This is a genomic window from Bacillus cereus group sp. Bc061 (assembly GCF_027715825.1).
GTDB lineage: Bacteria > Bacillota > Bacilli > Bacillales > Bacillaceae_G > Bacillus_A > Bacillus_A paranthracis.
This window is the reverse complement of record NZ_JAQFTZ010000001.1, coordinates 1,643,252-1,667,296: the sequence shown is the minus strand read 5'-3', so window position 1 is coordinate 1,667,296 and position 24,045 is coordinate 1,643,252. Positions and strand designations below refer to the sequence as shown.

Here is a 24,045-nt window from a genome sequence, read left to right as displayed (position 1 = left end):
TTGATGAAGAATAAATTTCGTTATTATGTCTTTACAATGCTCACGTTTATTACGATGGTAAATTATATTGATCGAGGAGCCATCGCTTATGCGCAGTCTTTCATTATAAAGGAATATGGCTTTGACCCGAAGGAGTGGGGAGCTATATTAGGGTATTTTGGTTACGGTTACATGATCGGTTCTTTATTAGGAGGTATTTTTTCAGATAAAAAAGGGCCGAAATTTGTATGGATCGTAGCAGCAACGGCTTGGTCTATTTTTGAAATTGCGACCGCTTTTGCTGGAGAAATAGGGATTGCTGTTTTTGGAGGGTCTGCTTTAATAGGATTTGCTATTTTCCGCGTTTTATTTGGATTAACAGAAGGGCCATCTTTTGCGGTTTCGAATAAGACAGCAGCAAATTGGGCAGCTCCAAAAGAAAGAGCTTTTCTAACATCCCTTGGTTTTGTTGGCGTTCCGTTAGGGGCAGTATTAACAGCACCTGTAGCTGTTCTATTGCTATCTTTCACTAGTTGGAAAGTCATGTTTTTTATCCTCGGTACAATAGGGATTGTATGGGCGATTATTTGGTACTTTACTTTTACGAATATGCCTGAGGATCATCCGCGAGTGACAAAAGAAGAACTAGCTGAAATACGAAGTACGGAAGGTGTGCTTCAATCAGTAAAAGTAGAGAAAGAAATTCCAAAAGAGCCATGGTACTCCTTTTTTAAAGTTCCGACATTCGTTATGGTTACGATAGCATATTTTTGCTTCCAATATATCAATTTTTTAATATTAACTTGGACACCAAAATACTTGCAAGATGTATTCCATTTTCAATTATCTTCCCTTTGGTATCTTGGGATGATTCCTTGGCTCGGAGCTTGCATCACATTGCCGCTAGGGGCGAAGCTATCTGATCGTATTTTACGTAAAACAGGAAACCTTCGTTTAGCTCGAACCGGGTTACCGATTATTGCTTTATTACTGACAGCAATTTGTTTTAGCTTCATTCCAGCGATGAATAATTACGTAGCTGTATTAGCGCTTATGTCGCTTGGAAATGCGTTTGCTTTTTTACCGAGTTCATTATTTTGGGCAATTATTGTCGATACTGCTCCTGCTTACTCAGGAACATATAGTGGAATTATGCATTTCATCGCTAATATCGCGACAATCTTAGCCCCGACTTTAACTGGATACTTAGTTGTAAGTTATGGCTATCCTTCTATGTTTATCGTAGCTGCCATTTCGGCCGCTATTGCAATGGGGGCAATGTTGTTTGTGAAACCAGGGCAGCAGACGAAGACGGAAAGCTTATTTAACTGGAGAGGTAAGAAGCGGTTAGAGGAACCTCGTGCTAATTTTGAATGAGCCAAGTAACAAGTAAGATGTAAAAAGTGAGTTGAATGAATTAGAAATGAAACCGAATGGTAGTATATGAAAAAACTCCTGAATTCGCATACTAAGTATGCAAATTTAATGGAGTTTTTTTCATTACCCGGAAGAAAAAGAATGAAGGATCAATAACATGTGAAAGTATAAAATTGTATATAAATCTCTGTAATGAAATGCTTAATGCGAAGCCTATTCTATAGCTTCGCCTATTTGTTTTGTACTCGAAGTTCATGCGAGTACGTGTTCCTATTCGGTTTTTAGCATGAATAGCATGTGAAATCAAAACTTTACTTGTAGTACATAATAAATACAGTTGTTACCCTTTTTAAATTACATGTGGATATAGAATAAAGTTGATTTATCATCCTATATGAAAATAAAAATAAAGCACTGTTCGATTTGAATATTCCACGATATAATGGTGAGAGTTTATGACAGAATAAATATTTACATAAGAAGTGAGGTACTGTATGAAAAAAAGAACGACAGACATTATTTTTATTATTATCGGTGCATTTCTTTTTGCGTTAGGTGTCAATTTGTTTGTTATCCCGAACGAGTTTGGTGAGGGCGGGGTAACAGGTATTACGATTATTACGTACTACTTATTTGAGTGGTCACCAGGTTTAGTGAATTTAATTTTAAATGCGATTTTGTTAATAGTCGGCTATAAATTTTTGAATAAAATCACAACGATTTATACGATTATCGCTGTAGTTACGAACTCGCTATTTCTTCATCTAACAGAAGGATGGACGATTGCTTCTGATGAAATGCTCGTAAATGCCATTTTCGGTGGAATATTTATCGGGTGCGGGATTGGTCTCATCATTCGCGTTGGTGGAACGACAGCAGGTACTACCATCTTAGCACGGATGACGCATAAATATTTAGGATGGAGCATTAGCTATGGTCTACTGTTCTTCGATTTAATCGTTGCGTTTTCATCTTATTTCATCATTGGTGCAGAAAAACTGATGCTGACAATTATTATGTTATATGTAGGAACGAAAGTAATGGAATTTGTAATTGAAGGTTTAAATCCGAAAAAGGCCATTACGATTATTTCGGATAAACCAGATGAAATTGCAGGGAAGGTAACAACCTTAATGGGCAGAGGAGTTACCGTGTATTCAGGTCATGGCTATTACACGAAAACGCCGAAGGACATTCTTTACGTTGTTATTAATAAGCAAGAAGTAGTGAAGCTAAAGAGGATTGTTCAAACTACAGATCCAGCTGCGTTCATTGCTATACATGATGTTCGTGACGTATTCGGAGAAGGATTTGTTGATATTTCGAAAGCTTAGAAATTATTTTTGCTTAAAATAATCTTAATACTAAAACGTGAGAATCTATTTTGAATAATCTTTTTTCAAAATAGATTCTTTTTTAATTAAACGCCATTCACTTTTAGTTCAACCTTTTGCGTTCTAATGGAAACGGCCGATAAAGCGCTCCAGTCTGTTTTTTAATTTTGAAATGTGAGAGTTGAATTACAATGGATTATATGTGATTGTTTAATCTACTCCCCATGAGTTCCGCCATTTGTTTTGCATCTGGATTTTCTTCATCGTACAATTTTTCAATAATATTAATATAATCCGTCTCATTTCGATTTTGACTTAATTTATATGCAGCCTGAATGTCTCCTACTTTAATTTTAAACCCAACTATGCCCTTCAGTTCATTTTCTAAGAGAGTGGGGGAAAGTTTATCCCATAATACTGGATTTTCACGATGCTCTTCATATTTTTTCAGCATTGTTGTTAATTCATCTATTAATTCCTCTTTATGTAAAATACTTGCTTTACCATATATATGGACGGCTTGATAATTCCATGTTGGAACTTCTTCATTTTCATACCAAGAAGAAGAGATATAAGAGTGCGGTCCCTGAAACATTACAAGAACATTCTCACAGGTTTCAAATGTTCTCCACTGGGGGTTCCCATAAGCCATATGTCCGGTAATAAAATAGTCATCACCTTTTTTAGTTAATCCAAAGGGCAAATGAGTTGCGATTGGTTTCTCTTTTTTTGTTGTGACGATTGTTCCAAAAGAGTTTTTTTGAACAAAATCCCAAATTTCATCAACATTTGTGACTTTAAAATACTTTGGAATATACATAATAGCCCACCTCTCAAAAAATTTATATGAGTGTTTTAATCATGATAAGGTCAACTTGTTCATCATCTCCCATATAAAAGGAGTGAGAGCCAGCTTGTACAAACCCTAATTTTTTATAAAAAGCAATAGCATTTTCATTTTTCTCCCATACGCCTAGCCAAATATTCTTTTTATTATGTTCTATTGCAATTTCAATAGCATTATTTAGTAGATATTTACCAAGACCATGTTTTTGAAAGGAGCTCTTTATATAAATTCTCTCGACTTCAAGTGATTCATCGCCCATTTCTTCAGACTGAGCATCATCAGTATTGATCTTCAGATACCCAGCAATTTTATCGTTGAAGTAGACAAAAAAGAATTGAGAAGAGTTATTGGATAATTCTTTTTCTAATTGCTTTAAGTTAAATGCCTTTTCCAAATAATGATGCATATTTTCGGGTGAGTTTTGATGTTTAAAAGTTTCATTAAATGTTTCATAACTAATTTCTTGAAGTTTGTGTATATCTTTAAGGGTGCACTTTTCTATATGTGTAGTCATATTAATAGTTCGCTCCTTTATATAATCAATAATCTCTCTTATTTCCCTTTTTTACAAATTCCCAATCTTTTTCTATATTTTTTCTTACTCTTTGAAGAAGCTTAGAAATAGTTTCCGCTTCTGTTTCCGAAAATCCCTCTAATGCAACAGTATTGGAATAATCATTTTCTCTCTTAATGAAAGGATAAACATTTTTTCCTTTTTCTGTCGGAAAAAGTTTTTTAATTTTTTTGTTAGATTCATCTTCTTTCTTTTCGATAAATCCATTGATTTCAAGCTTTTTGATAGCCCGGGCTGCAGTTGTACGATCTACTTTTATCATCTCAGATAGCTTTTCTTGAATGATTCCTGGGTTTTCACATATTCGCACAAGATACAAATACTGACCTTTTGTAAGCTCATATTCTTTAAATTCTATATTACTGATAGAATCTAACGCCCTTGCAATCATGCCAATTTCACGAAGAATTTCTTTCATAATGAACTCCTTATCTTTTATTTTTGTTGCAAATGCAACAATTAGAAGTTACATTTAATATAAAATATTTTTATTGTAAATGCAACAAAAATAACGATGAAGAGGTTGATTAAAATGAAGTATATTTTTTATGTATTAGGAATTTTAATATTAACCCTTGGTATTTCTTTTACAATACAATCAGATCTTGGAACGTCACCTTTTGATGCACTTTTAGTAGGACTTTCTTTAAATGTGGGACTTACTGTGGGAAGCTGGGAAATAATAATAGCTTTATTATTAATATGTTGTAACTCAATTTTAAAAAGACATAGACCAGAGATAATAGGGTTGTTAACAGCATTCATCACGGGTATTGGTATTGATGTGTGGCTATTTTTATTACGCAATTTAATTACACCAGAAATATGGTACAGTAAAATGATTTATTTTGGAATTGGCTTAGTTATTACAGGATTAGGAACTGCGATATATTTACAAACAAATTTTGCTCCCATTCCAATTGACCGATTAACTTTAATCATACAAGAATTAACGAGAACGAATATCTTTATATCGCGAACATGTATTTACCTTATATTCTTAATAATGGCAACGATTTTACATGGACCAATTGGTATTGGAACTATATTAACCGTTTGTTTAGGTGGGCTATTACTGAATTTCTTTATGCCACTTACTAAAAAAGTATTAGATCACTTATTCGTACACCAGAGTACATCACCAAGTTATAAGAGTAATAAAGCAGCTGACCACAATGATAACAAGAGTATCTTCTAAGGAATCCTTTTCTTTTTCTTGCAAAAAATCCAATTGTTTCTTAATGTATTGATGTAGAAGGATGAATAAGAGAGGGTTTAATGAAGATGATACATATTTTATTAGCTGATGATGATAAGCATATTAGAGAGTTGTTACATTATCATTTACAAAAAGAGGGGTTTACAGTTTTTGAAGCAGAAGATGGAAAGGTAGCGCAAGAAGTATTAGAGAAGAAAAATATTCATCTTGCGATCGTAGACATTATGATGCCGTTCGTTGATGGCTATACGTTATGTGAAGAAATTCGGAAGTATCATGATATTCCTGTTATTTTATTAACAGCAAAGGATCAGTTAGTCGATAAAGAAAAAGGATTTATTTCTGGTACAGACGATTATATCGTAAAACCATTTGAACCAGCTGAAGTCATTTTCCGTATGAAAGCTTTATTACGCCGTTATCAAATGCTAAGTGCGGACATAATTACACTTCACGGGACGACAATTGATCGTAAAGGTGTTGAAGTAAAGTGTAACGGGCAGACGATTTTGCTTCCATTAAAGGAATTTGAATTATTATCACAATTAGCTAGTTATCCTGGGAGAACATTTTCAAGAGAAGAATTAATTGAGCTAGTATGGGGAATGGATTTTGAAGGGGATGAACGAACAGTTGATGTTCATGTGAAAAGGCTCCGAGATCGTTTCTCAAAACGAACGGATGATTTTCAAATTACGACAGTACGCGGACTCGGGTATAAGTTGGAGCTGAAATAAAATGAAATCATTATACTCTAGATTTGTTTTTATGACGGTCGGTATTATGCTACTCAGTAGTATTATCGGCTTTTTATTAACGAACGTATATTATCAAGTGAAGTTAAAACCGTATAATAGTGAAAAGATTTTAAAGTATGCGGAAGAAGTTAAATCGTTATATGAAAAGCAAAGCGAAGAAAATCAAGAGGCGTACTTACAATCTATTGCGAAGCTAGGGTATGAAATTTATATTGTCGATGATCAAAAGAATGGAAAGCGTATCGGCAATGCGTTTCGTAAGACGTCTATTAGTGATGATACCGTTCATAAAGTATTGCAAGGGGAAACGTTTAATGGTGTTTCTACATATCCGACTCGTCTATTTATTACTGGTTTTTTCGATAATGAATTAATAAATAGTGTCGGTGTACCGGTAAAGCACGGTGATAAACAGTACGCATTATTTATTCGTCCTGACATTCAAAACCAATTTGGCGAGATGCGAATTTTCTTAGCGGTATTACTTGGGTTTATCGTACTATTAAGTATTATCTTTATAGCGATTGCAGCAGGTTACATCGTTCGTCCCATTCGTAAATTTACGAATGCTACGCAAAAAATTGCGAGTGGGGAATATGAAATTGAATTAGATGTAAAACGAAAAGATGAAATAGGAACGTTATCTACAAGCTTCCAAAAGATGACGAAAAGTATTAAAGAACTCGATGAAATGAGACAAGAATTCGTTTCGAACGTTTCACATGAATTCCAGTCACCGCTTTCTTCCATACAAGGATTTTCGAAGACATTACAAACAGAAAAGATGAGCGTGGAAGAAAGAAACCATTACTTACAAATTATTGAGGGCGAAAGTAAGCGAATGTCTAGTTTATGTAAACAGTTACTTACGCTAGCGTCATTAGATAAAGAAGAGAAAGTGTTGCAAATAAAAGAATTCAATTTGCAGAAGCAAATTAAAGACGTCATTTTTATGCTCGAATGGAAATGGCGTGAGAAAGATATCGCCGTTGAATTTGATGTGCCAGATATCACTATAAAAGGTGATGAAAACTTACTTCATCAAGTATGGAGTAATATCTTTACGAATAGCATTAAATTTTCAAACGACGGTGGGACCATTGAGTTTTTTGTCGAAGAGTTAGAGTCTAGCGTTATAATCTCGATATCCGATAACGGAATCGGCATGGAAAAAGAAGAAATGGATCGTATTTTTGATCGTTTTTATAAGGTGGATACAGCAAGGGCAAGAAATGTAGAAGGTAGCGGTTTAGGATTGTCGATTGTGCAGAAGATTGTTGAACTGCATAACGGAACTGTTTCAGTTTATAGCACGAAAGGGGAAGGGACGACTGTTCGGGTGGAGCTTCCAAAATAGAGGGAAGAGGCTGTTTGGGAACGGCCTCTTCTTTTTGTCGTTAAGTCGATATAATCGAAAAATCGCTGATATAATTTGAGTTGCGCCGATATATTGTGAAAATCGCCGATATAATTCGAGTTGCGCTGATATATTTGAAAAATCGCCGATATAAATTTCACGTACTCTCATTCCTGCTATAAAGCCGCACCTTTCCCGCGCTCTTCCTTAAACCGAACACCAAAAGTATCCGCTGTAATTTCATCAGCTTTCGGCAATGCTCGTAATTTCGGATGGAGTAGCCATACGAGAGAAATAAATAAAATCCCGATGCTAGCGAATGCAAAAATGAGTTGGCTACTAAATACATTTGCAGCATATCCGCCAATTAAAGAACCGAACGGCATAGCAATTGTGCTCATACTTCGCATCACTGAGTTGATGCGGCCAATATATTGATTTGGAATTAAAATTTGACTAATTGTCGCAAATAATATGTTGGTTGCACCAATCGGTACCCAAGCTAGGCCGAATAAGAAAATAGATAACCATTGAAACGGTACAATCGTAGAGAGGAACCAAAAGATAGCACCAGTCGCAAAGCTAATAATAGATGCGCGGCCAACGTTACGTTTGCCAACCCATGAACTGAATAAAGCACCAATCAGACTACCTGCTGATATAGCAGCTAAGAAGAAGCCATATGATTTCACGCCTCCTAAAGAATCAGCGAAAGAAGGGAGTATTGCCATCGTCATACCAATTGAAAAATTAGCAACAACTGAACCGATTAAGAAGACGCTCATTAAGGAACGAAAGACGATTGAAAAGCCTTCTTTTAAATCAGAGAAATATTGTTTAGTTGAAAGTGATGTGTTTGCTGCAGTTTGCTGTGGCATTTTCAATGAAAAGAACAAAAGGGCAGTAATCGCGAATGTGAAAGAGTCAATTACATATAAAGTGATCGCGCCAAATAGTGCTACTAATATTCCAGAAAGCGTCGTACAAATTAAATCAATGCCTTGATACGCAAATGAAAAGAGTGAGTTTCCTTTTAATAATTGTGTTTTATGCAGTAGAAGTGGTAAAGCTTTTGACTGTGCAGGATAGGCGAATTGTTCGATAAAGGCTACGATGGGCATGATGATGAGTAGTAGTTGGACTGTTAATAGGTCGAAGTAGTGTGTAATAGGAATGATTAATATAAGAATGCATTGCAAAACTTGTGTGATGACGAGGGTGTTTTTAATTGGCCATCTATCAACGAATGGGCCGGTAAGAAATTGTAATGCAGAAGGTAGTAACGTAAGGAAACCAGCCAATCCAGAATAAAAAGGATTACCACTTAGCTTATATACGAGCCACATTGCTGCTACGTAATATAAGCTATCTCCTATGTTGGTGAAAATTCTTCCTAAAAATAATAAGAGGAAATTCCGGTTTTTTAATATGTCCACTTTATCTACTCCTTTATAATAAGTTTATTCGGTAAAATAAATTTGACCGTTTATCCCGCATTAACGGGCAGTAAGACCTCCATCTCAAAATTCAGCGAAAGCAAAGAAATTAGGTGGGGGTCGGGCTGCCCGTAAAAGCCCGATTGGTTCAACTAATAATCAGTGGGGGATGAACAAAACCCCACTGATTAAAGTTTCACTTTATGTAAAAAAAATCGTATTACGATTTTTCTTCTTTAATAAATTGCTGCATTGTTCTCTCTGCGATTTGAAGTGCAGTAGTAGAAATGTAATAAGATTTACTATTTGGATCTTTATCTGCACCTTTTGTGATTTCGTTTAATTCAGACATTAATTCATAAAACTTTTTTACCCACACTTGAAATTGTTCTGGCGTAGCATCAAACTCCCAGCAAGATGAAACGTAATTCCACTCAGCCGGGTCTTCACTTTCTTTTCTTAATGTAAAAGCTTCTTCGGGTGCAGCAAGAATATGACTTTTCGTTCTTTCCGTCATTTGTAAAAAGATTTGGCGACCTGATTCACTTACTATTTCTAAATGAGGTAATAGTTCGGCAGCAGGGGTAAAGCCTCTAGCGACAGATTGATAAAATTTTTGAACGATGCCATTTTTTTCTTCTGTATATACGATTTCTATAAAGCCATTTTTCTCTAATTCTTTTAAATGATAATGAATTTTCGCCCTTGAAATGCCGAATTTTTCAGATAGTAGTTGTCCTGTATAAGGACGTTCACATAGACGCATCATCATTTCGACACGTAGTGGATCGCTCATTGCTTTTAGTTGGCTATAAGTAGTTAGTGTGAACATGGGCTTCAAAATGATCAACTCCTTGAATAAAATTACTCGGTCAATATTATTTGACTGAATTGTATCAAGGATTCTATTTATTTTCAATACTTTCTGAAAATTTAATCTTTCCTCTGTAATCTTCTGTTCATATTCCGTTCATATTTCTTTTTTATGATAGGTGCATAGAAAGAAAGAGGAAGGAGCGAGCGAAATGTTTTTAGCTCTGCGTGAATTAAAACAATCAAAATTAAGATACGGATTAATCGGATTGATTATGGTGTTATTATCATTTTTAGTCCTGGTTATTTCAGGATTAGCAAATGGATTATCATATGATAATGCTTCATCGATTCAAAATATGGAGGCAAATAAGTTCGTTTTAGCAGATGATGCGGAAAATAAATTACTTCGTTCACAAATTAAGAAAGATGATGTAGATAACGTAGTCAATCAAGTAGGCGAGAAAGAGGCCGTTCCGTTTCGTGTGAAAGTTTCAACGTATGAAAAGAAAGATAGTTCGAAAAAGGTTGATATCGCTATTTTCTCAAGTGAACGCGATACATTTTTAGAACCGAACATTGTAAAAGGTGAGAAATTAAGTGCAGCAAATAACGAAATGGTTGCTGACGAATCAATTAAAGAAAAAGGAATCGATATTGGGGATACAATTATCGATCCTGTTTCAAAGAAAGAATTTAAAATCGTCGGATTTACGAAAGATCAAATGTTTAGCCATACACCAGTCGTTTATGTAAATGAAGACGTATGGGGGTCTATTTCACAACCAAACCAAAAAGATTATAGTGCAATTGCACTGAATACAGATAAAGAAATTAAAAATGCACATGTTATCGACAAAAAAGAAGTACTGCAAAGTATTCCAGGATTTAAAGAAGAGCAAGGAACATTAACGATGATCATTGCATTCTTACTTGTAATCGCTGCTTTATTAATCGGTGTATTCTTCTACGTCATTACACTGCAAAAAACACAGCAATTAGGTGTATTAAAAGCAATCGGTACAAAGAACTCGTATTTAGCAAATAGCTTAGTCGTGCAGGCGTTATTCTTATCAGTCGTTGCGATGGTAATCAGTATCGTTCTTGTACAAGGATTAGAACAAATTTTACCAGCAGGTATGCCGTTCTTATTAACAACACCGATGATTGCACAATATGCAGCAATCTTTATCGTCATTAGTATTTTAGGAACACTTATTTCGTTATACCAAGTATTAAAAGTTGATGCGCTAGAAGCAATTGGAGGCGGGATGTAATGACTTCATTATTAAAACTAGACAAAGTAAGTAAAGTGTATGGGGAAGGGAATACGGAAGTAACAGCCCTTCATCCGATATCGCTTGATGTAAAAGCTGGAGAATTTATCGGAATCGTCGGTCCTTCTGGATCAGGGAAAAGTACGTTATTATCAATCGCAGGTGCACTATTATCACCGTCAAAAGGGGATATTTACATTCGTGAGCAAAATATTACGAAGTTATCAGAAAAGGAAATGACAGACATTCGTTTGAAAAAAATCGGCTTCATTTTCCAGTTTGCAAATCTTGTTCCATATTTAAATGTGAAGGAACAGTTACTTTACATTGCTAAGCTGAAAAAAGAAAGTAAACAAGAATCAGAAAAGCGTGCGGATCATTTATTAGCAGCATTTGGATTAGGAGAAAGAAAAAATCATTATCCAAATCAACTATCTGGTGGGGAAAAACAAAGGGTAGCAATTGCTCGTGCGTTCATGAATAACCCAGATTTAATATTAGCGGATGAGCCAACGGCAAGCTTAGACTCAAAACGCGCACGTGAAGTTGTTGAAATGATGAAACGTGAAGTGAAGGAGAGCCAAAAAGCAGCAATTATGATTACACATGATGAAAGAATGCTTGATGTATGTGATCGTATATTGACGCTTAGAGATGGACAATTAATATAAAGAAAAAGGGCCAACCGTACATGCGGTTGGCCTTTGTATAATTATTTCTAATAAGTATAATGGCTTTATTTTGAGAATAACGTTTTAATTTTATTGCGCGCAATTAATAAAACGCCGCCTAATACAGATAACATACCTAAAGCCATATTATTTGATTGCTCACTACCAGCATTAGGAAGTTCTCTAGCATTATTGTTTGCATTTGTAGTACCAGTCTTTGTTTCTGTTTGTTTCGATTGAGATACTTCGTTGATCTTGTTATCTACATTTTGCTTAGTTGTGTGTAACTCAGCTAATTTGTCATCAATTTTTTTCTCAGTATGTTTAAAGTCGTTGATTTTAATATCTAAGTCTTGTTTTTTCTTTGATAAATCGTCTGAAACAGTTTGTTTCGATTGCTTAATCTCGTTAATTTTATTGATTAAATCTTGTCTAGCTTCTTGTAATGCGGCTAGTTTGTTTTTCACATCTTGTTTAGCTAGTTCTAAGTTAGCGGAAAGGCTATCTAAATTACCTTTAATTTTCTTAAGTTCCTCTAACGTGTTACCAGTATTCGGTTTGTTTTCTTTTAGCTCAGCAAGTTTGTCCTCAGCCGTTTGTTTCGCTTTCTTTAACTCAGCTAACTTTTCATCGACTTGTTTTTTAACTTCCTTAAGTTCATTAACCTTTTGATCGATGTTCTCTTTATGCTGCTTAATTTCATTCACTTTTTCATCGACAGTTTGTTTATGTTCTTTAATCTCATTAACCTTATTATCGATATTTTGCTTATGTTCTTTCACTTCAGCAACTTTATCTTCTACTTGTTTTTTATGCTCTTTTATTTCAGCGATTTTATCTTCGGCGATTTGTTTGTCTTGCTGAAGTTTTGCATCGAACTCTTCTTTACGTTGCTTAATTTCGTTAATTTTTTCATCGGCAACTTGTTTACGCTCGTGTAGTTCATTCACCTTCGTATCAACATTTTCCTTAACTTTGTTAAGTTCATTCAATGTTTGATCCACGTTTTCTTTGTGTTGCTGCAATTTCGCATCTAACTCTTGTTTATGTTGCTTAATTTCAGCTAATCGATCTCCCGTACTTTGCTGAGGAGTAGCATCATTTACTTCCGCATGAGCAGAGTTTGCGCCAGCCATCATCGCTAAAGCTAGTGTAGACGCAGCGATTGTTTGTTTTGTTTTCATATTTTTGTACCTCTTTTCTTTCATATGCATGAACTGTTTTGTGTAAAAATGAGCATATAGAAGTAGATTATCTTATCATTATATACTATGTTAGGCGCTTAGAGGAAGGATTTGCATAATAATCTATCATTATGTAATTCTTATAGTCTCTTATTTTGGAGTAGGGGACAAAACTTTAGCTAGATGAACGATTTCTTCAATAGTAAAGCTTACATCTTTACTATTGCGAATAACAAACAAATAATCAGCCTCGCTTTTTACAGGATCTATCACATCATTGTGAAGTGATTCAGTTTGTTGTCGATCAAGTACTTCTTTGAAACTAGCATATCCACCTCTAAAAATATTCGTATTTCGCGTGCTTCGAGCCACTCTTTCGTAAAGTACATCATCTGGAATGTCAAAATGAACGAGTATGCGTACATATTCATTTTGTGGAAATAATTCGTTTAGTAAATATAACCTTCCGTTTTTACTGCGATTGGAGTTACTAATAATAAGGTGTAAATTTGTATGTCCTTTCGCATAATCAACAATGAATTTCGAAAGACCGTGCTTAAATGTATTAGGGCCTTCAGCCGGCTGTAATTTTTCGTAATGCGTGTTAATAAATTCAGCTTGGTTATCTTGATCCATAACGAAAGAGTAGGGTAACTCTTTTTCTAAAGCTTTTGCAAATGTAGTTTTACCGCTGTGTGTTTTTCCTACTGTAATAATGACGAGTCGTTTCATATTGGCCTCCATGTGTATTGTTATAGTCTGGAATATTCGATGTAGATTGAATATTTTCCTGCCAGAGAATATACAAAGTGCTGAAGTGATAGTAGGTTGGAAACTTGACAAAAAAACTTATTTATGCTATAATTTACCAATATAAAAATAAAGTGTATAATAGGGTTCTCCTGGCCAGGGGAACCCTATTTTTGTTGTGAAAATGAAGGAGTGTATGTGTGTGAAAAAAGGTGAAGCAAGTGTAACGTCGTTAGTATCAGCTTTCGGAAGGGCATATCATAGTGAATTTGATAATCCGAAAATCTTTGATGATTATGTAGCTAAAGAGTTCATTTCTCAAAAAGAACGTAACGACATTGAAATGAACATGGTTCAAGGAATACATTTTTTCAATACAGACATTGCAAAGCAGTTTCAAGATAATCCACAAGAAATATTAAAATGGATTACACAAGTTCAATTATCACCAACACCTTTAGCGCGTGCGGCATATTGTGAAAGAGTATTACTACACGAGATTACGCTGGGAGCGAAACAATACGTTATACTCGGTGCGGGATTGGATACATTTAGTTTTAGACACCGAGAATTAGAAAATAAAATAGAAGTATTTGAAGTGGATCATCCTTCTACGCAAAGGTTTAAGAAGGAAAGAATAAAAGAAGCGGAACTTGAAGTTCCAAATCACCTTCATTTTGTTTCAATGGATTTTACGAAAGGATTTTCCTATGAACAGTTAAGGAATGAAGGATTTGAAAATAAAAAGACTTTCTTTAGTCTTTTAGGTGTTTCATATTATTTAACGAAAGAGGAACTTTCCAGTTTAATAGAATGTCTATTTGAAATGGTTCCAGAAGGGAGCTCTATCGTTTTCGATTATCCAGATGAAAACTTATTTACAGAAAAGGGACTGTCCAATCGAGTGGAAAATATGGTGAAAATGGCGGCGGTAGGCGGAGAACCGATGAAATCATGTTTTTCTTATACCGAAATGGAAGCACTGTTAGAGAAGGCGGGCTTACTCATTTATGAGCATTTATCGCCAGAAGACATAAATACATTATATTTTGAAGGACGAAATGATTATTTAGAAGCTTTTGAGACGGTGCATTATGTGCATGCGGTAAAGAGGTAGAGGATTATTAGGCATGGAGAGGAATCTCTGTGTCTTTTTTGTATTAAATTTCTTGCCCTCGAATAAAGAACAGTAAAACCCCTAAGCATGTAGATCTTTGATTTTTATTACAATTTTGTAAGGTTAAGTAATAAAAATCGATAGAACGGGATATTGGAATGGGATACTCTGATCGATGGGTAGAATATTCTGGAAAAAGGGGTAGGACAAATGAAGAATAGACAAAAATTATCGATAATATGCAAAAGCATTTTATGTTTAATCATTTGTATATTGATTACGAATGAAGCATGGTTTACAAATGTGGTGAGGGCAGAATTGGGTACGTTGACTGATAGGAGTATAGAGGATTTCAAAAAAAAGCTAGATGAACAGGTACCAAAATGGCAGGGGAATTATAATGTATCAGGGGTTGCAATAGGAATTGTACATGAGGGGCGTATTGCTTATACACTTAACTACGGTTATGTAGATAAAAAGACAAAAAAAGCGGTGAGTGATGATACTTTGTTTCAGGCTGGTTCCATATCTAAAAGTCTTACAGCGTGGGGAATCTTGCACCTTGTAGATGAAGGACGTTTATTACTAGATGATCCCGTTGGAAAATATCTGACCAAATGGAAATTACCTAATTCAGAGTTTAATAATAATGAAGTAACCATAAGAAGATTGTTAAGTCATACTGCAGGGCTATCTGCACATAAAGGATACCTTGGGGTTGCACCAGGGAAACATCTTGATTCTATCCAGGAGTCTCTGTCTGGAAAAGGATGGCTTAACGAACCAGTGGAGGTTACTAATAAACCAGGTTCAGAAACAATTTACTCTGGTGGCGGATATACAATTTTACAACTTGTAATTGAAGAGGTTACCGGAATAGCGTTTGATCGTTATATGGAAGAACAAATTATGAAACCTTTAGGAATGAAATCTAGTTCATTTTTACAACGTCCTGAAAACCATAACCTTTCAAAAGCTTATGGATATTTTGGAGAGGAGCTACCTAGTTACCAATTTACCGAACAGGCTGCTGCAGGTCTTAAGACAAATGTTATCGATATGATGACATTGATACTTGCAAGCATGGATACAAATAATAAAGGGAATGGTGTCATCAAAAGTGAACGTGTTGAGGAAATGCAAAAGCCAATATTAGGGGAGAATGGTTTAGGTATATTTGAAAAAAAACTATTTAATCAATGGAAATTACTTTATCATTCTGGTGACAATCGAGGTTGGCATTCTTTTTATGTTTTCATTCCTAATACAAAGGATGGATTGGTAATTCTTACAAATGGTGAAGGTGGTATAGACTTACGACAGGATATTTACCACGCATGGATTGAATATGAAACGGGAAAATTACCTGAAAGTTACTTTTCTCTAGCAGAGCAGAGAAAAAACAACTCTATTACATCAATTGTTATTGAAGCCGCGCTTGGTATGTACTTGCTGCTGTTTGTTTTTAGATTGTACAAAGGTAGAAGAACCTTCATTTTTAAGCAAGAGAAGAAATCTTACATCGAATTAGTAGTTAGGACATTTTTACTTATTATTACTGCTATCCTCGTATTTTGTGCTGCCTATTTGTGGAGAGTTTTCAGCTTGAATTCCGGTAATACAATAAATTTTATTCTAATAATGGTATGGATTATAACATTATTAATTAGTGGATTTTTCCCGAAAATTAGAAGTAATAAAAAACAACGTATGAAACGAAAAGATTTAACATCAAAATTTACATGTATGTAATGTTAAAGGCTAGAAAGCTAGATTGGCGTGAATCGCTAATTGTGGTTTGCAAAAAACGACAAAATCTCTTAAAAAACACTTAACTTTTAACTCCATCTATCTTTACAATCTCTCTCTATAATGTGAATTGGACAAGCACCTAAGAGAAAGCAAAACATGTCAGTTTGTACATTCTATTATTAGGGGGAGAATTTGTATGAAAAAGACAGTTGCTTCGTTAGCAGTTATGGCGGCATTATTACCGACATTTTCAGCACATGCGGAAGGGAAAGAGCAAGTTCGAAAATCAGCTACAACTTTTAATGTTATTAGTGACATTCAAGGTGATTTAGGAGATTTTGATCACGTATTAAAAGATATGAATAAAGTAACGCCACTTTCTAGAGCGCTTATTATGAATGGGGATATAACGCCAACTGGACAACAGTCCCAATATGATGATGTGAAGCGTGTATTAAACAAAAATAAGCATCCCGAGAATGTATGGTCAACTGTTGGGAATCATGAGTTTTATGCTGGTAAATGGACAGCTGATGGGAAGTTATCTCAAAGTACATGGCCAAATGGTGTAACTGAGGAAACTTTATTTAACCGCTATCTGAAATTTAGCGGACAAGAAAAGGTATATCATAAAAAAGAATTAGACGGTTATCCGCTTCTATTTTTAGGAACGGAAAAATATATGAAATACCACGATTCAAAAATGTGGGATGAAGTATATATGAGTGATGAACAATTAGGTTGGTTAAAACAAAATTTAGAAGAGTACAGCCAAAAAGATAAAAACAAGCCGATTTTCATTTTTTCTCATCACGTTTTACCTGATACGGTGTCTGGATCAAGACAATCACCGTACTTACAAGATTATTTAAATGTCGATAAGTTGTATGATATATTAAAAGACTATCCACAAGTTGTTTTCTTTACGAGTCACACGCACTGGGATTTAAACTTACCGGACTGGGCTGGTAAAAAGAAAATTGCAGGCGGAGATAAAAAAGGATTTACTGTTGTAAATACGGGCGGGATTGAAACGGGCTGGATGTCAGCTGGACCAAATGGAGGAGAGAAGACTGCTCCTGATGGTTATTCATTTAAACAAGGGTTGCAAGTGAAAGCATATGGTAGCGATGTAATGGTGACAGCTTATGATTACAAACGTGATAAGGAAATAAAGAAATTATTAATTAGTGATTCGAAAATTGCACAAATGGCACCCAATGTAACCGCTGATGATAGTAAAAACGTAGTTGTCGGTGCAACGGAGTATATGGAGTATAATGTAGAAGGAACGAACGAGTGGCTGACGTATAATCCAGGAAACCTGCCCAAATTTGACGGGGACAAAATCGTATACGTACGCCATAAAGGCGAAATGAATTTAGAACCAGGATTAACACAGTTACTCCGTTTTTCGGCAAATAAGTGATTGGAAGAGGGCCTGCTTTTTAAAGAGTGGGCCTTTTTGTATTGTCGATTTTTGTCGGTAAGTCGATATCTCATGTCGAATCGTCGATATATTGAAAAAATCGTTGATATATTTCAAGTTATGAACGATATATTTTAAAAATCGTCGATATAAATTTCATGTACCGTAATATGGTTAAAATCATTATTATAATTTCATGTACCGTATTGAAGATAAAACCTTTAATACAATTCCATTCGCCAAAACCGAATTCCAACACATTTTTACCCCAGAAAGATGACTTCATCATTTTTACATGTAATAATAGTATCGTTACATACATTGTGAAAGAAGTACAAAGGAGCGTTATTCATGAATTTAGCTAAATTCCCGAGAAAAAAATATACAGAGTCATATACACCAATTGAAAAATTAAACAATTTTTCTGAGGCGCTTGGTGGACCGACTATTTATTTTAAACGAGATGATTTACTTGGTTTAACAGCTGGTGGTAATAAGACGAGAAAGTTAGAGTTTCTAGTTGCGGATGCACAGGCAAAGGGTGCAGATACGTTAATTACAGCTGGTGGTATTCAGTCCAATCATTGCCGCCTGACACTGGCAGCTGCGGTGAAAGAGAAAATGAAATGTATTCTTGTATTAGAAGAAGGGCTTGAGCCAGAAGAGAAGCCAGATTTTAACGGAAACTATTTCTTATATCATTTACTAGGTGCTGAAAATGTCATTGTTGTACGAAACGGAGCAGATCTTATGGAAGAGATGCATAAGGTTGCGAAAGAAGTAAGTGAAAAAGGGAATACACCATATGTCATTCCAGTTGGTGGATCAAATCCTACTGGCGCAATGGGATACGTTGCTTGTGCGCAAGAAATTATGGCGCAATCATTCGATCAAGGAATTGATTTCAGTTCAGTCATTTGCGTAAGCGGTAGCGGCGGCATGCACGCTGGTTTAATTACAGGTTTTGCTGGAACACAAAGTAACATCCCAGTAATCGGAATTAACGTAAGTAGAGGAAAAGCAGAGCAAGAAGAGAAAGTAGCAAAACTTGTAGATGAAACGTCAGCTCACGTTGGTATTCCAAACTTTATCCCGCGCGAAGCTGTTACATGCTTTGATGAATATGTAGGGCCAGGTTACGCGTTACCAACGCCAGAAATGGTGGAAGCAGTGCAGCTGTTAGCAAAAACTGAAGGTATTTTACTTGATCCAGTATACACAGGTAAAGCAGTAGCGGGATTAATCGACTTAATTAGAAAAGGTACATTTAATAAAGAGGACAACATTTTATTCGTACATTCAGGTGGTTCACCAGCTTTATATGCGAATACATCTTTATTCGCGTAAGTATGAAAAAGCATTGGGTATCCAATGCTTTTTGTTATATACTGGAATTATTAGGAGGCCAGAAGGGGGAGTATATGAGTTCAAACTTAAAATGGATGATATACACGATACTCGGTATTTTTATTTTATTAATTTTATTTGTAGCTTATGGAGTTTATTTATATTTCACTTAAGTGAAATGGTAACCGAACCAAAGGAAGAATAAAATAATTGCTGTATTAAATAGAGTAAAACATAAACCGATAATCGCTAAAATTTTCCTTTCATTTCGACTATAAAAAGATATTACCGCTAATAGGATTGCTATAACAGCGGAAGCTAATATGAAGTAAGCGAAAGGCACAACATATTCTACTCCAACCCTGTCTAAAATAGGTGTGAAAAGAAAGAGATTAATCGTAACGAATATACTTACAATGAGAAACGTATAGCTTTTCCAAGTGTATGTTTTAACTGCATGGATCATACTCCTTTCCTTATATTATTTATATTTTTAACCATAAATTAATTACCTTTATTTTACAATAATCTGGATTGTTATGAAATGAGGTAGATGAATATGAAGGATAGAAATGTGTCTTTAGTTTTTATTATTATCTGTATATTAATAGTAACTGGCTGTTCAAATATACTAGGAAATGAAGAGCAAAGAATTGAAGTGCAAAAAGATATTGGTGATAATGAATATGAAGATTTTAAGGTAGTGACAGATAATAATGAAGTGATGCAAGTAAAGAAAATATTAAAGGATACTATTTTTGAAAATAAAAAAGTGGAAATGTCTCGTCCAGCTGATTATCATTTTATTTTTCAATTTAAAAATCCGAAAATAGAGGCGAAAGCTGTGTTGTATCAAATTTGGATAAGCCCTAATAAGGATACAGTGGAAATCATCTCGGGTGGTAATCGGTACGCTCAATTAGAAGAAAAAAATGCAGCTATTTTGTTTCGGATTGTTACAGGGGAAAAGTTAGCTGAGTAAACTATATTGGATTATAGGGATTCAGTTCATATTTTTCATTTTGAGAGATAATTAGTTTTCAACAATAATAGCTATCTTTTTATGTTGGAATAAACATTGAGAATCGGATAAAATGGAAATTAGACATTGGATTCATGCTCCTTAAGGTGTGCTTTAATCTGCCAACGGATAATAAAACTAGGAAATATATTGTTTTTATAAAGATTCGATGTTATGTTTAGTTTTCTTAATATAATATTTCCCTTATATAGGAGTGGCTATTTGAAGAAATTAATAGTATTAGTTTTATTGGCTACATGCTGTCTCACTATTGCAGGATGTTCTAATAATAGGGTTACAACAAAGGATGAGTCTAAAAATTCAACACCTGTAAAGATTAAACGTATCAATAAAGCGTGGTATAAACATATATAATAGTTTTCAAGAAACTTGAAATTGTTGATGATAAAGATATCATAAGGTGAAATTAGTTAGGCAGATTAGAGGTTGTGAAACCTGGTGACAAGCAGGAAGCATGGTTCGCATTAAAATTAATAAAATATGCGGCATTAAAATATTCACAAAAAAGAGTCTACATGTAGGTCATTTTTTGTGGATATTTTTCATAAATAAGAGATATTCTATGCTGCCTGTCTCTAACTTGGACCTTCTAAAAATTACTTTACTAGGTTAAAATGTTTATAGAGTATCATCCTTCAAAATGCGGTGGGTCCCATAATAACTCGATTGATGTGGTCCTTTTTCGCGTTATTTACTATCTTTATATATCTTTCTATTAAAAAATCTAACTTTAATAGATTAAATGAGATAAAACCTAGTTAAAAACAATGAAATTTCAGGAAAAATAAGGTACACTATTCAATGGTTTTGGTTTAAAATCAATTGACGTTAATGTATACGGGGGAAAGATTGATGAACAACAATACAGTAAATGAATCTGTTGAAGAAGTTGAGAAAAAACGGGTAAGATCAAAAAAACGTTTTACAAATTGGAAGCTTATCGCAGCAGGTGGCGGTGTACTTGCACTTCTCCTTGGGGGAATGAGTTATTATCAGGCAACTCACTTCAATTCTAATGTTACGATTAATGATACAAAAGTCGGTGGTATGAGCGCTGATGAGGCAATACAGAAATTAAAAACATCTGGACTAGCAAACAAAGTTTATATTGATCAACAACAAATTTTAGATGAAAAAGAGACAAAAACGGAACTGACGGAAAAAGATTTGCCGCAAGTTAAGAAACTATTAAAAAGCCAGTGGACATTTTTCCCTTCTTCAAAGGAAAAAGATTATTCATTGCTACCAAAAAAGGCAGAGCAGTATCGTAGTGAAACGATGAAAAAACTTGTAGAAGAAAAGCTTGTTTCCATGAATGAAAAATTAAAAGCACCTCAAGATGCTATGGCGAAGCTTGAACAAGGAAAAATTGTTATTTCGAAGAGCGTTGATGGAAAACAGTATGACGTAACGAGTTTACTAAAAGATTACGACAAACAGAAGCATAAAAGCGAAATTCATTTAAAGTCTGCATACATACAGCCTATTAAAGAAAACGATCCGATTATTAAAAAAGAAGAGAAAGCATTACAAAATCTTCTTACGCAGTCTGTTGATTATAAAGTGCAAAATGAAGTGTATTCATTAAAAGCAAAAGATTTAATTCAAAATGCCTCTATGTCAAAGGATATGAAAGTGACAATCGATGCGAGCGATATTAAGAATAAGGTTGCTGAAATTAATAAGGCTAAATCTACATTACATAAAGACTTCGCTTTTAAAACACATTCTGGTTCGGTTATATCAGTAAAAGGACAAGGATACGGCTGGGCACTAGATGTGGAAAAAGAGACAAAACAAGTTGGGCAAGCCTTTGAAAAAGGCGAAAAATCACTTTCTGCTTCTAACATTCACGGGAATGGTTGGGAGAAAGAAGGGATCGGTTATAAAACAACATCGAATAATGGTATCGGAGACACATATGCAGAAGTTTCAATTGCAGATCAACAAATTTGGATTTACAAAGATGGGAAATTAGTCCTCACAACAAATGTAGTAACGGGTAAACATAGCACAGGTGAAGATACATCACCAGGTGTGTGGTACGTTCTATACAAACGAACACCATATACGCTAAGAGGTAGCGCAGTAGGGAAAGCTGATTATGCAGTGAAAGTAGATTACTGGGTTCCATTCACAAATAGCGGTCAAGGATTCCACGATGCTGGCTGGCGAAAAGACTGGGGAAGTAATGCTTATTTAACAGGAGGATCAGGCGGTTGTGTAAACCTCCTTCCTAATGTTGCAAAAACTGTATATGATAGTTTGAACACGTATGATCCAGTTATTGTGTACTAGAAAATAGGTACGTATTAAGAACTTAAACGAATAAATAAAGCATCTGATGGTACATGGAAAAAACACCTCTTGCATTCGCATACTAAGTGTGCAAATGCAATGGAGGTGTTTTTGTTTGAATACAAGAGTTTATTGCTTATAAGAAGTAAAGTGGAGAGAGATTCAGATGAAGAAACAAGTTTTCAAATAGTCAATAAAATTGACACTGAATATCATTTTCATTTATGATGGAATCGTCGTATGTAATTGGACATGAATTTTATGAAAAAGTCTATTTCTTATATTCATATAATAGATTTCTATTAAGGTATCACATTCAAGAACTATTACTAAATCTTTTAAGAACTTAAACGTAGGAAAGGATAATATAAAATGAATTGGAAAAAAGGCGGATTATGGGTTATTATTTTTTTCATTGTAAAAGGCACAATTTCTACACTGTTAATCGTTACAGGTGCTAAATATTTTGATTTGTCATTTATGCAACTTTTCGTACTAATATTGATCTTATTACTGATTTCTCTCATAAGTCGAAAATTACTGTATAAACATAAACAAAACAAAAAGCAAAAAGAGCTAAATATATAAGGAAGCCCCAGAGACTTTTGGATTTCTGGGGTTTTATTTATTCAATAGTAAGTTTTGGCTCCGTGATACGAATGGTACACCCCATCAGTTTTATCGGTTGTAAATCAAAAGAAAGATATATTTACAAGGACTCTTAACAAGTCTTACGAATCCAAAAGTCTCTTTATTCTTTATTGCGTTTCTGCCGCAGTTTATAGATACAAAGGCTTCAGGTCCTATACCTTTTATCATTTTAGGAATTACTTTTACAGTAACTGGACTATTGTGGTGTTTATTTGTTGCTTATTCCTCTTCCTATGTCACCAAAAAATTAAGAGGAAATCAAAAGGTAGGAATGATTCTAAATAAAGTAACAGGACTGATTTTTATTGGGATGGGGTTAAAGTTGCTTCAAACAAAGGCTCCTCAATAAACATGAATAAAAAAAAATGCCCCCTTCAAGAGTTGTTATCTTTGCTTTAAGCTAATTTCTATATATTAAAAAACCTCTTCAAATTTTGAAGGGTTTTTTTGCATGTTATTTTGGTTTATCTAAAAATTTATTTTATAGTGAATGATCTATTTTAATCAATTGTCATGTGAATATGTCCTCCAATGACAAGGTTAAATCCATTCATTTCGTCATCGTAGCTTCGTTATCTTGCTATTACATTCCAAAATGCGTACAATAGCGTGCCTTCAAGGTTATACTGATGCTGGAGGTGATTCAAAGTGACATACGATTGGAAAATGAATTCGAAACAAACTAATTCACAATCAGATTCTTACAAGTGAATTCCATCAGTATACCATTTGGTTTATAAACGAATGTGGAAGTATCTTTCGGAAGATGAGCTTTTCATTAGCTAGAAGATTTTTAAACATCTAGTCATCATTTGAAACTAAAATCGTTTTTA

Annotated in this window: 22 protein-coding genes and 1 pseudogene; 15 read left to right on the top strand and 8 right to left on the bottom strand. The window is 34.6% G+C overall.

Annotation, left to right across the window (positions count from 1 at the left end; all coding sequences use genetic code 11):
• Positions 1-3: 3 nt before the first annotated feature.
• Positions 4-1,356 carry an MFS transporter gene (locus PDQ40_RS08655; protein WP_000790822.1) on the top strand — a complete coding sequence of 451 codons (1,353 nt, stop codon included), beginning with the start codon at positions 4-6 and terminating at the stop codon, positions 1,354-1,356.
• A 494-nt stretch (positions 1,357-1,850) separates the two neighbouring features.
• Positions 1,851-2,690 carry a YitT family protein gene (locus PDQ40_RS08650; protein ID WP_000747496.1) on the top strand — a complete coding sequence of 280 codons (840 nt, stop codon included), beginning with the start codon at positions 1,851-1,853 and terminating at the stop codon, positions 2,688-2,690.
• 196 nt (positions 2,691-2,886) lie between these two features.
• On the opposite strand, the gene paiB is transcribed toward PDQ40_RS08650, so the two are convergent.
• The 3 genes from paiB to PDQ40_RS08635 are packed head-to-tail and all read right to left on the bottom strand — an operon-like array spanning position 2,887 to position 4,529.
• On the bottom strand, positions 2,887-3,510 hold the full coding sequence (gene paiB, locus PDQ40_RS08645; RefSeq protein ID WP_000275821.1) for a protease synthase/sporulation negative transcriptional regulator PaiB: 624 nt from the start codon (positions 3,508-3,510) through the stop codon (positions 2,887-2,889).
• A gap of 22 nt (positions 3,511-3,532) precedes the next feature.
• Positions 3,533-4,051, bottom strand: a complete 519-nt coding sequence (locus tag PDQ40_RS08640; RefSeq protein ID WP_000207066.1) for a GNAT family N-acetyltransferase — start codon at positions 4,049-4,051, stop codon at positions 3,533-3,535.
• Between the two features lie 25 nt (positions 4,052-4,076).
• Positions 4,077-4,529 carry a MarR family winged helix-turn-helix transcriptional regulator gene (locus tag PDQ40_RS08635; protein WP_000658981.1) on the bottom strand — a complete coding sequence of 151 codons (453 nt, stop codon included), beginning with the start codon at positions 4,527-4,529 and terminating at the stop codon, positions 4,077-4,079.
• Between the two features lie 114 nt (positions 4,530-4,643).
• Here PDQ40_RS08635 and PDQ40_RS08630 point away from each other — a divergent pair, with 114 nt between their 5' ends.
• The 3 genes from PDQ40_RS08630 (at position 4,644) to PDQ40_RS08620 (ending at position 7,445) form a co-directional block, all read left to right on the top strand.
• The gene (locus tag PDQ40_RS08630) at positions 4,644-5,309 is read left to right on the top strand and encodes a YczE/YyaS/YitT family protein (protein WP_000873870.1); all 666 of its coding nucleotides are present in this window, start codon (positions 4,644-4,646) and stop codon (positions 5,307-5,309) included.
• Positions 5,310-5,389: 80 nt separating this feature from the next.
• Positions 5,390-6,067, top strand: coding sequence for a response regulator transcription factor (locus PDQ40_RS08625; RefSeq protein ID WP_270691374.1), 678 nt, complete (start codon positions 5,390-5,392; stop codon positions 6,065-6,067).
• A 1-nt stretch (position 6,068) separates the two neighbouring features.
• On the top strand, positions 6,069-7,445 hold the full coding sequence (locus PDQ40_RS08620; RefSeq protein WP_000839500.1) for a sensor histidine kinase: 1,377 nt from the start codon (positions 6,069-6,071) through the stop codon (positions 7,443-7,445).
• A gap of 176 nt (positions 7,446-7,621) precedes the next feature.
• Here the strand turns inward: PDQ40_RS08620 and PDQ40_RS08615 are convergent, their stop codons facing one another.
• On the bottom strand, positions 7,622-8,881 hold the full coding sequence (locus tag PDQ40_RS08615) for an MFS transporter (RefSeq protein WP_000353346.1): 1,260 nt from the start codon (positions 8,879-8,881) through the stop codon (positions 7,622-7,624).
• A 220-nt stretch (positions 8,882-9,101) separates the two neighbouring features.
• The gene (locus PDQ40_RS08610; RefSeq protein ID WP_270691373.1) at positions 9,102-9,722 is read right to left on the bottom strand and encodes an ArsR/SmtB family transcription factor; all 621 of its coding nucleotides are present in this window, start codon (positions 9,720-9,722) and stop codon (positions 9,102-9,104) included.
• Positions 9,723-9,906: 184 nt separating this feature from the next.
• On the opposite strand from PDQ40_RS08610, the gene PDQ40_RS08605 reads away from it, so the two are divergent.
• Positions 9,907-10,971: an ABC transporter permease gene (locus PDQ40_RS08605; protein WP_270683930.1), complete on the top strand. Its 1,065-nt coding sequence runs from the start codon at positions 9,907-9,909 to the stop codon at positions 10,969-10,971.
• Complete coding sequence (locus PDQ40_RS08600) at positions 10,971-11,642, top strand: ABC transporter ATP-binding protein (protein ID WP_000202587.1); 672 nt, start codon at positions 10,971-10,973, stop codon at positions 11,640-11,642. Before PDQ40_RS08605 ends, PDQ40_RS08600 begins: the two co-directional genes overlap by 1 nt.
• A gap of 65 nt (positions 11,643-11,707) precedes the next feature.
• Here the strand turns inward: PDQ40_RS08600 and PDQ40_RS08595 are convergent, their stop codons facing one another.
• Together PDQ40_RS08595 and PDQ40_RS08590 are read right to left on the bottom strand one after the other, a co-directional pair.
• Positions 11,708-12,826 (bottom strand): LPXTG cell wall anchor domain-containing protein, encoded by a 1,119-nt coding sequence (locus tag PDQ40_RS08595; protein WP_000851041.1) that lies wholly within the window; start codon positions 12,824-12,826, stop codon positions 11,708-11,710.
• Between the two features lie 150 nt (positions 12,827-12,976).
• Positions 12,977-13,558 carry an ATP-binding protein gene (locus tag PDQ40_RS08590; RefSeq protein WP_270691372.1) on the bottom strand — a complete coding sequence of 194 codons (582 nt, stop codon included), beginning with the start codon at positions 13,556-13,558 and terminating at the stop codon, positions 12,977-12,979.
• A gap of 214 nt (positions 13,559-13,772) precedes the next feature.
• Here PDQ40_RS08590 and PDQ40_RS08585 point away from each other — a divergent pair, with 214 nt between their 5' ends.
• The 4 genes from PDQ40_RS08585 (at position 13,773) to PDQ40_RS08570 (ending at position 19,221) form a co-directional block, all read left to right on the top strand.
• A complete protein-coding gene (locus PDQ40_RS08585) occupies positions 13,773-14,693 on the top strand; it encodes a class I SAM-dependent methyltransferase (RefSeq protein ID WP_074533222.1) in 921 nt (306 codons plus the stop codon).
• A gap of 210 nt (positions 14,694-14,903) precedes the next feature.
• Positions 14,904-16,445: a serine hydrolase domain-containing protein gene (locus tag PDQ40_RS08580; RefSeq protein WP_270691371.1), complete on the top strand. Its 1,542-nt coding sequence runs from the start codon at positions 14,904-14,906 to the stop codon at positions 16,443-16,445.
• Between the two features lie 196 nt (positions 16,446-16,641).
• Positions 16,642-17,874 (top strand): DUF4073 domain-containing protein, encoded by a 1,233-nt coding sequence (locus PDQ40_RS08575; RefSeq protein WP_000754273.1) that lies wholly within the window; start codon positions 16,642-16,644, stop codon positions 17,872-17,874.
• Between the two features lie 351 nt (positions 17,875-18,225).
• Positions 18,226-19,221: a D-cysteine desulfhydrase gene (locus PDQ40_RS08570; RefSeq protein ID WP_001046590.1), complete on the top strand. Its 996-nt coding sequence runs from the start codon at positions 18,226-18,228 to the stop codon at positions 19,219-19,221.
• 169 nt (positions 19,222-19,390) lie between these two features.
• Here the strand turns inward: PDQ40_RS08570 and PDQ40_RS08565 are convergent, their stop codons facing one another.
• Positions 19,391-19,687, bottom strand: a complete 297-nt coding sequence (locus PDQ40_RS08565; protein ID WP_270691370.1) for a hypothetical protein — start codon at positions 19,685-19,687, stop codon at positions 19,391-19,393.
• 93 nt (positions 19,688-19,780) lie between these two features.
• Between PDQ40_RS08565 and PDQ40_RS08560 the strand changes: the two genes are divergently transcribed.
• The 4 genes and pseudogenes from PDQ40_RS08560 to PDQ40_RS08545 all read left to right on the top strand — a co-directional run.
• A complete protein-coding gene (locus PDQ40_RS08560) occupies positions 19,781-20,203 on the top strand; it encodes a hypothetical protein (RefSeq protein ID WP_000654992.1) in 423 nt (140 codons plus the stop codon).
• A gap of 912 nt (positions 20,204-21,115) precedes the next feature.
• Positions 21,116-22,561 carry a L,D-transpeptidase family protein gene (locus tag PDQ40_RS08555; protein WP_270691369.1) on the top strand — a complete coding sequence of 482 codons (1,446 nt, stop codon included), beginning with the start codon at positions 21,116-21,118 and terminating at the stop codon, positions 22,559-22,561.
• Between the two features lie 372 nt (positions 22,562-22,933).
• Complete coding sequence (locus PDQ40_RS08550) at positions 22,934-23,149, top strand: hypothetical protein (protein ID WP_214328199.1); 216 nt, start codon at positions 22,934-22,936, stop codon at positions 23,147-23,149.
• A 109-nt stretch (positions 23,150-23,258) separates the two neighbouring features.
• Positions 23,259-23,561: pseudogene (locus PDQ40_RS08545) on the top strand (LysE family translocator); the annotation flags it as partial.
• Positions 23,562-24,045 lie beyond the last annotated feature (484 nt).